The 8,645-nt window shown below is 32.4% G+C and carries 8 protein-coding genes; 5 read left to right on the top strand and 3 right to left on the bottom strand.

Annotation, left to right across the window (positions count from 1 at the left end; translation table 11 throughout):
* Together WDZ41_02350 and WDZ41_02345 are read left to right on the top strand one after the other, a co-directional pair.
* Nucleotides 1-471 (top strand): LysE family transporter (locus WDZ41_02350; protein MEX0940174.1); only part of this gene is annotated, 471 nt, incomplete at its 5' end.
* A gap of 190 nt (nt 472-661) precedes the next feature.
* A complete protein-coding gene (locus WDZ41_02345; protein ID MEX0940173.1) occupies nt 662-2,242 on the top strand; it encodes a carotenoid oxygenase family protein in 1,581 nt (526 codons plus the stop codon).
* Between the two features lie 471 nt (nt 2,243-2,713).
* On the opposite strand, the gene WDZ41_02340 is transcribed toward WDZ41_02345, so the two are convergent.
* Nucleotides 2,714-3,403 (bottom strand): Bax inhibitor-1/YccA family protein, encoded by a 690-nt coding sequence (locus WDZ41_02340; GenBank protein ID MEX0940172.1) that lies wholly within the window; start codon nt 3,401-3,403, stop codon nt 2,714-2,716.
* Between the two features lie 261 nt (nt 3,404-3,664).
* On the opposite strand from WDZ41_02340, the gene trxA reads away from it, so the two are divergent.
* From trxA to WDZ41_02325, 3 genes are all read left to right on the top strand, one after another.
* The gene (gene trxA, locus WDZ41_02335; GenBank protein ID MEX0940171.1) at nt 3,665-3,985 is read left to right on the top strand and encodes a thioredoxin; all 321 of its coding nucleotides are present in this window, start codon (nt 3,665-3,667) and stop codon (nt 3,983-3,985) included.
* A 234-nt stretch (nt 3,986-4,219) separates the two neighbouring features.
* Nucleotides 4,220-4,567: an EndoU domain-containing protein gene (locus WDZ41_02330; GenBank protein ID MEX0940170.1), complete on the top strand. Its 348-nt coding sequence runs from the start codon at nt 4,220-4,222 to the stop codon at nt 4,565-4,567.
* On the top strand, nt 4,539-4,943 hold the full coding sequence (locus WDZ41_02325) for a hypothetical protein (GenBank protein MEX0940169.1): 405 nt from the start codon (nt 4,539-4,541) through the stop codon (nt 4,941-4,943). Before WDZ41_02330 ends, WDZ41_02325 begins: the two co-directional genes overlap by 29 nt.
* A gap of 7 nt (nt 4,944-4,950) precedes the next feature.
* Here the strand turns inward: WDZ41_02325 and WDZ41_02320 are convergent, their stop codons facing one another.
* On the bottom strand, nt 4,951-5,841 hold the full coding sequence (locus WDZ41_02320; GenBank protein ID MEX0940168.1) for a DMT family transporter: 891 nt from the start codon (nt 5,839-5,841) through the stop codon (nt 4,951-4,953).
* A 44-nt stretch (nt 5,842-5,885) separates the two neighbouring features.
* Nucleotides 5,886-8,558 carry an outer membrane protein assembly factor BamA gene (gene bamA, locus WDZ41_02315; GenBank protein ID MEX0940167.1) on the bottom strand — a complete coding sequence of 891 codons (2,673 nt, stop codon included), beginning with the start codon at nt 8,556-8,558 and terminating at the stop codon, nt 5,886-5,888.
* Between the last annotated feature and the right edge of the window lie 87 nt (nt 8,559-8,645).

Here is an 8,645-nt window from a genome sequence, read left to right as displayed (position 1 = left end):
GATATTGTATATGCTACAATTGCAATTGTAGGCCTTTCTTTTATTTCATCTTTTTTACAATATCATTCAATACTATTTCGTGTTATTAGCGGATTATTTTTGTGCATTTTAGGGCTTGTAATTTTTTTTGCACGACCACCACGCCCACGTGCAACCTGGACACGAAGTATGGTAGAAGCATATTTTTCTACTTTTTTTTTAACATTATCTAACCCATTACTTATTTTATCTTTTGCGGCTTTATTTGCCGCATTACATGTTGATTATTTGCATAGTTCTTACCTTGAGTTATGTGCGCTTATTTTTGGTGTTTTTGTCGGCTCTTCATTGTGGTGGCTTATTTTGGGCGGATTTACTTCACTGTTTCGTATTTCTATTTTGCCAAAAACAATAGAACGCATTAATAAAATCTCAGGTATCGCTATTTTACTTTTTGGTCTTGGTACCGTAATTAGCATCATTATTAAATAATTAAATATTTATTCAAGAATCTTCATTATTTTTTTTACTATTAGATTATTTTTAAAATCGCATCCCTGTTAATTTTTCTATATGAAATTTATTTTTTAAAAAATTAATTCTATCAGAATAACCTTTGCTAAAATAGTCAAAATACGATATAATTCAAGCTATATCTTCATCATTTTGGGGTTTTTAAACTATGAAAAAATTTCACTTTTTTATTATCACCAGTTTATGCAGCTTATTAATCGGTAGCTTGAATTTCTTTTACCAAAAAGAATCATCACACGTCATTGCTGTTGCTGCTGAAAAAAAAATAACCCCTATTGTTAACATTAATCCTACGGTTAGTCAGGTAAATTGTGATAATTCATGTGGCTATACTACATTAGCTCAAGAAATTGTTATCGATAAGCTTTCAATAAAAGGCAAGGTTCCAACATGGTTAAAGGGTAGCTTATTCCGTAATGGGCCAGCTCAATTTGAGCTGGGAAAATTTAAATTTAAGCATTGGTTTGATGGCTTTGCTATGATTCATAGATTTACTTTTGAAAATGGCAGCGTTTCTTATGCAAATAAGTTTCTTGATAGCAACTATCGCAAAAAGGCCTATATCGAAGGAAAATTACCTGATTCAATAACTGGGCAGGCAAAACCAAAATCATTTTTTTCAAAATTTTCTTCTTTATTTGCCAAACCGCCCATTTATGACAATACGAATATTAATATTACGCTTATTGGCAATCAATTAGCCGCCCTTACTGAAACGCCATTCGCTCTTACTTTTAACCCAATTACGCTGGAAACTACTGGACCGCTTTCTTATAAAGATAAGCTCGATGGGCATATTTGCACAGCACATCCACATATCGATAGTAATTCTGGTGAGTTATTTAATATTCTCACTCAGTTCGGCAATACCAGCAATTATCAGCTATATAAAATTAGTAAAAATAATACCAAACGAATTCTTATTGCTTCTCTGCCAACAAAATATCCTTCTTATATCCATAGTTTTGCTATTACAGAACAATTTATTATACTTCCAATTATACCCTTTGTAGTTAATCCATTTGATTTATTATTTTCAAACAAACCATTCTTACATAACTTTAAATGGGAACCAAAGCACGGAACTAAATTCATTGTGCTCAATAAAGCCGATGGATCACTAGTGGGCAAATATAAAACTGATGCCTTTTTCACTTTTCATCAAGTAAATGCATATGAAAAAAATAATACTATTATTATGGATTTAATTGCTTATAACGATAGTAATGTTATTGCCAACATGTCACTTGAAAAACTTAAATCATGCTCCAGCCATAAATCTGGTTTACTTAAACGATATACTATTGATTTAAAACAAAAAACAATTATAAAAAATGATATTTCTGATATTTGTTTAGAATCACCAAGTATTAATTATGAATATTATAATGGAAAACCATATTCATGTATGTACGCTGTTACAGCAGATAATACTCAATTATTAAAAATTAATGTAGATTCTGGAGATACACTCAAATGGTCAGCAGTAAACTGTTTTCCGGGAGAACCAATTTTTGTTAGTAATCCAAAAAAACCTACAGAAGATGATGGCGTTATTTTATCAGTTGTATTAGATGGACAAAAAAAACAATCATTCTTATTAATGCTGGATGCGAGTAATTTTAAAGAATTAGGACGAGCAGCACTGCCTCATCATATACCATTTGGTTTTCATGGAAACTTTTATCAATTTGAGCAATTAAAAAACTTACGGCAAATTACAACTTAATTTCCTAAATTATGCCATATATCTTTGAACACTTTTGGCCTCATGCCGGCCAAGGCATAAGGGTATTGTTTTTGCCCAATACCCTTAACACAAGGGCACCAACGTTCCGTTGGATTGTACTTCCGCTCATAACGAGAACTCTCATATTCAGGTTTTCAACCTTCATCTTCGGATCTCGACTCGCTATCGGATTTTTTTTATTAATTAAAAAAAATTTATAAAAGTCGTTTGAGCCCACGTGTGACCCAATCCGAGGCTATTGCCGAAGGATGAGTGGGCACGAATTTGGGTGAATAAGCAATCCAACAGTATGTTGGTGTATTTTTGTCCAATCTTTTTGTTTATACAAAAAGATTGGTGCTGCGCGCAAAGTGCCATGAAAATTATAATTTAAAAAATATTTAAAGGATAAATGTAATAAAAAAGGACCGCTTTTTACACGATCCTTTTTTTATAGTCTATATTTACTTTTTAGTCTCTTTTTTTACCAAGCAAATTCAATAAAAATATGAATAAGTTGATAAAATCAAGATATAATGTAAGCGCACCAAGTAAAGCTACTTTATTTGCCACTTGTCCCTGGCCCAACATCATTTGACCCATTTGTTTTATTTTTTGACTATCATAAGCAATAAGCAAAGTAAAAACACCTACGCCAATAAGCGAAATAATATAATCCATTTGTGCACTGCGTGCAAATATATTGATTATTATCGCAATTATAATGCCAAAAAGGCCCATACGCGCTAATGATCCCACACCGGTCAAATCACTTTTAGTAAAATAACCGTATATAGCCATTGTTGCAAACATGCCAGCAGCTACTGCAAAGACCAAATAAATCGATGAAATTTGATACACAAAGAAAATTGATGAAAGCGTTACTCCGGTTAAAATAGAATAACCAACAAAAGTCACAATCGCTGTGCTTAATTGCATGCGTAATACAAAACCAGAAAGCGCAATAACTGCACCAAACTGTGCTATAACTAATAATCCAATTACCCATGGACTACTAAAAATATAGTTAAATAATGCCTTATTGGTAAAAACGTAATAAGCAGTTCCTGCTGTTAATGCCAAACCAGCGGCCATCCATCCGTAAACTTTATACATAAAACTGCGGACCGATTCGGTCATAGTATATCCGGTATAGTTCATGAAAACTCCTTGTTTGAAAGGATTATTGAGATACTTTTAGTCTACAAATTTATTCAATATTATGCAATAGCCCTCATTTCGCGTTTCGGTTATTTATCTTATTGTCGATTTTGAAAATATCATTTTAGCAGTTAAATTTTATTATTTGATTAATTTATCTATCGAATGAAAAAATAGACGCATAATATTTAACGAATATAAAATTTTTAGTTATAGTTTCAGCTAAATATTAATTAACTTTCAAAAGATAAAGGAACTCTTATGCCAATCGCAATTACTAAAGAAAATTATGAAACAGAAATAATAAATACTGATAAACCGATTATTATTGATGTATTTGCACCCTGGTGTGGCCCATGCCAACAAATGATGCCAATTTTTGAAGAATTAGAAAAAGAATATGGTGATAAATATAAATTTGTAAAACTTAATGTTGATGAATCACGTGAACTTGCCGTACAATATGGCGTTACTTCAATTCCTACTTTTGTATTTCTAAAAAATGGTGAAGTGCAAGGAAAAGAAACAGGTTATATCGCTAAAGAAGATCTTCTTGAAAAAATAAAAGATTTACTCGGCTAATTATTTATAAAGTCACTAAGTAATATACTTATTTTTTTTATTCCCGATATTCATATGCCTAAAACCGCTCTGAATATCGGGTTTATAATTTTCCAAATAATTATCGAAATTTAATAGCACCCAATTCATTTAGTTTTAATATTCCATTTTCAAAAAATTAATAGAATTGAATATTGAAAACAAAAATTGATCAAGTATACTAAATACACTTTTATAATAAAAAAAGGAGAAGATATGTTTGCATTGCTCAAAAATTTTTTTAATTGGTTTAAAAAAGAAGAAGAACCACAGCTACGTGATACTATTTTTTGTGATAATAGCACTGAAAATGGTATTAAAACTTGGTATACTTATTTTCCAGAAACATGGTCGCAAGAAATGATAGAAAAATCTATAAAACAAGCTTATAAAAACCCCATACAAAAATTATCTGATAAAATTATCGGTAAAAGTAAAAATGGTGTTATAATACAAATGTATCTTGAAAAGAAAAAAATCTTGCGGGCTTTTCCTGCTAAAATATATAATATAAAAGGTCATTTAAAGGAGTGTAATGTTACACTTAACGCTTCATATAGATAAAAATGGTATTATAAATTTCAATATCGATCATCCGTATTTACGGTTATTAGGAGAGCTATTAACCACAGATGTAGCCAATATGCCCGATTTTGTGCGGGCAATAATTACTTCTCCCGATGATGAGGAATTATCAATGGATGCTTGTAATATTAAAACAGAAAATAATAACGTGCTTATCACTCATCTTTATTTAAAAGAACTTCCTAAAATTACTCTCCCTAAGAATAGGATGTTAGAAATTATCGATATTTGGGAAAACTTTTTTGCCCACAAACGGCCGATTCAATTAATTTCTTTTAAAGAAGAAGAATTTGGCCTTCAGCCACAACCTTCTAACATTACATATCACAAGTTATCAATTGAAGAGAAGTTATAGATTTAAATTAACTTGCTACATTCATTAATTCATCATAATTAAAAATAAATAATCCTAATGCAACAATGAAAATCGTTACAAAAAAAGCTGGTGGAATTGGTTCGGATAAAAAAATCCAACCAAAAAAGCCAGCAAATAACGGTGCAATAATACCCATAAAAGATAAAAACGTTGGACGATAATAATGAAGCAGATAACTATATAATGCATAAAAAATAATATTACCAACGAGAATTAATAATAATAATAAAGCGATAAATTTTGACATTTCTGCAATAGGAATAGCGGTTTTGGTGATCATCATTGTACCAAGCACCAATCCTGAACCAGCAAGCATACCAACCCCATTTATTAATTCAGCTGCATATCCACGTTTTTCAAGCTCATTAATTAAAAGCCACCCATATGCATAAGAAATAACCGCAAGAGCCATAGCAATATCAGGAAGCCATATAAACGCATGGAAAACACTTTCTGACTCATACTGTGCGGCAGCACGCAAATACGGAATAAATCCTAAAAATGAAACAATAATGCCAGCAATTTTTTTTATTGACAAGGTGCGCCCATACCAAAAATAAGCGATAATTGCGGTAACAAATGGTGCAAGATTATAGTAAAAGCAAGCTTTAATTGAAGAGATATATAATACCGCCCATGAACCTAAAGTGAAGGTCAGATAAATTGCAATTAACGTAAACTGAAAAAATAAACTTCTATCTTTTACTTTTATTTTTGGCCACTTTCGATGACGCCAAAAATAAAAAAAAATAAAAAATCCTCCCGCAATTAACAATCGCCAAAAAGTAACCGTAAGAGGATCCGTCATATTAAAAAGAAATTTTAATATGGTAAAACTTATTCCAAAAAAAAGATAAAGAAGTATCACTAAAAACATATAACTCCTTTGGTGGCTTAAACACCTTTATGAGTTAAACTTTTTTAAAACTCATGATACATACTAAAATGTACTTGACTTGCTGTTTCATCTCTTTTGCGATCAAGCTTAAAGCCCCAATCAATTTTTACTGGTGTTGGCCGTAAAATTCGTACCCCAAAACCTACCGAATGCCTAAAACTAAAACTATTATTTCTTAAGTCGGCAGGACTTATTAAATTTGAATCTGGCGTATCCCAACCCGCACCTCCATCATAGAATACCGCACCCTTCATAGAAAAGTCACTAGAAATGGGGAAAATCATTTCCGCATTCAGCCAGAATGCCTTTTTTGCACCAAGCATATCAGATTGATTCAAGGTAGGACTAAAAAATCTTGGGCCTATTTCACCATATAGAAAACCACGTATACTAGCTGGGCCACCAACGTGATACAATTCACGGAATGGTACGCTGCGATTTTTAAATGGTGCAACAATACCAAAATAACCGTGCAAGCAAAGTACTAAATCACGTTCGCCGATAAGCGGTGTGTACCAACTTGCATCAAGATTAAACTTTGCATAGCCAAATCGTACTCTGCCTTCTTCAAGTCTTCGTACTTCTGCTGGATTATCTCTTGGATTATCTTTTAAATTACTATGAATAGAAAATTTCGTATGCATTGCCCATTGATAACCACGGCTTGGATGTACTGGATGATTACGTACATCTTTAAATGCAGAACCACCAACCCATAAAAAGGCGCCACTTGCAAATCGTCGATCAAAAATAGCTTGCAACTCGACTGCCTCTAGAGGTGCCATGGCTAGCAATTCTCTTTTAACAATTGGCGTTTCATTATAGGTAATACCATCAACGCCAAGTTGGCCTAAAATAGTAGCATCATTCAATTTTGCTGATAATGCACCAAGTCTTGCTGTACCACCCGTTATACGTTCTTTAATTTCAGGCTGCTCAATTAATTTAAATTCATCATATAATGACCGTTTTAAATAAACGTCAAAAGCACCATGAATTGGCTTATCAAAAAGCCATGGATCACTGATACTGAAAAGAAGGTTTCGTTCTTCTTTTGAAAGTGTAGCACTACTATTTAAATTAATACCACGACCAAACAAGTTAGTTTCGGTAACATTTACTCCAATATTAAATGATTCTGTTGGTGATGAAATATCTCTTGTACCACCAAAACCAATTTGAGCTTCAACTTTACCGGTTTTTACTTCTTTTACAATAAGATCAAGATCAACTGAGTCTTTTCCATTGCGATTAATACGCCAATTAACGCCATCGCGTTGATCAAAATAACCAAGACCTTCTACTCTATTTTTTGATTCATCCATCGCATGTGTAGTTAATAAACCACCTTCTTCTATAACCAACATACGGCGAATCACTTTATCATGTGTTTTGCAATTGCCAATAATATTAATATTATTCACATATACTTTTGATCCAAGTTCCGTATAAAATGCTATTGATACCGTTTTTTCATCGTCATTCGGTTGAATTGAAGGCTCAATATCTGCATTGATATAACCATAACTTCCCCAAATTACCCGTAATAGTTCGATAGTTTCACGAATTTTTTCTTTTGAATATAACTGACCAACACGTACTGGTAATCGTGCAAGTAATTCTTCTTCAGAAATTACTTCGTTGCCCGGTACGCGCACATCACTTATGGTATATTGCTCACCTTCATGAATATGAAAAGTAACCGTTACATATTTAGTGCGTTCATCAATATCAACCGATACATCGCGTACTTTAGCAGTTAAAAAACCATTACTTTGATAAAAATTTTCTATAACAAATTTATCTGCCTCAATCGCATCTGGTTGATAACTTCCTGCTCGATCTAAAAATCCTAAAACCCAATCTTCTCGTGTAAATAATAAGGTACGAAGCTTCTTACCGAGGAAATGATCGTTTCCAGTAAAACAAACCCGCTTAATAAGCGTTCTTCTTCCTTCTTTAATCGCAAAATGAAGAATTGCTTTTTCGCAGTCACCTTTTACTTGAGCTGCAATATCAACATCATGATAATCTTTATCGCGATATAATTTTTTCAAGATTTTAATATATTTTGGTAAATCATCTTCATCAATTGAAGGCACCTTTGCAAAATCAACTTTCTTTTTAACTTCTTTTTCAGATATATGCTTATTGCCCTGAAACTTCACTTCTTCAAGTAACCGTTTTTCATCAACAGCAACGATAAGATTAATAGAATCATCATTCACCGGTTGAGCATATACTTTCACTTGCCTGAAATATCCTAAATCGTATACATTTCTGATTAATTTATTAGTACGTTGTCTTGTGAATATTTCACCCGGTTGATATGGTATACGGTTTAAAATAGGCTCACTTGGAATATGTTTATTGCCGACAATAATAATATCTTTTATGATCCGCGGCTTTGGTGCTTGCCCAGCAGGAGCTACTTCCTCTTGCTCATCAACAACATTATTATCTTCTTCTGATTCTAATTGATAATCTTCAGCTGGAGTCACTTCAATTTCTTCATCATCAACATTTGCTTCATCTATTTGAGCAGCATTATCCTCTAAAGAATGTGCTGCTTGTTCAATTTCATCCTCAATAGGAGAAATTGATTCTTGATTATTTGCAATAATAAAACTAAAACTAATAGCACTCCATACGATCAACACTGTGCTATAGAAGAATGTTCGCCATGATGATACCATCTGATGCTCCTGATTCTTGCCACAACTATAAAACTTTAGTAAAAATAAACTATGTTAGGTTAAGAATTTAGGATACCTTTTTTTTTA

The sequence above is a fragment of the Candidatus Babeliales bacterium genome (assembly GCA_040879965.1).
GTDB lineage: Bacteria > Babelota > Babeliae > Babelales > JACPOV01 > JBBDJI01.
This window is presented reverse-complemented; position numbering and strand designations above follow the sequence as displayed.

Bases quoted from the DNA above. Each gene is read 5' to 3' on its own strand.
- trxA (MEX0940171.1), top strand. From the start codon at position 3,665: ATGCCAATCGCAATTACTAAAGAAAATTATGAAACAGAAATAATAAAT.
- bamA (MEX0940167.1), bottom strand. From the start codon at position 8,558: ATGGTATCATCATGGCGAACATTCTTCTATAGCACAGTGTTGATCGTA.
- WDZ41_02345 (MEX0940173.1), top strand. From the start codon at position 662: ATGAAAAAATTTCACTTTTTTATTATCACCAGTTTATGCAGCTTATTA.
- WDZ41_02340 (MEX0940172.1), bottom strand. From the start codon at position 3,403: ATGAACTATACCGGATATACTATGACCGAATCGGTCCGCAGTTTTATG.
- WDZ41_02320 (MEX0940168.1), bottom strand. From the start codon at position 5,841: ATGTTTTTAGTGATACTTCTTTATCTTTTTTTTGGAATAAGTTTTACC.
- WDZ41_02325 (MEX0940169.1), top strand. From the start codon at position 4,539: ATGTTACACTTAACGCTTCATATAGATAAAAATGGTATTATAAATTTC.
- WDZ41_02330 (MEX0940170.1), top strand. From the start codon at position 4,220: ATGTTTGCATTGCTCAAAAATTTTTTTAATTGGTTTAAAAAAGAAGAA.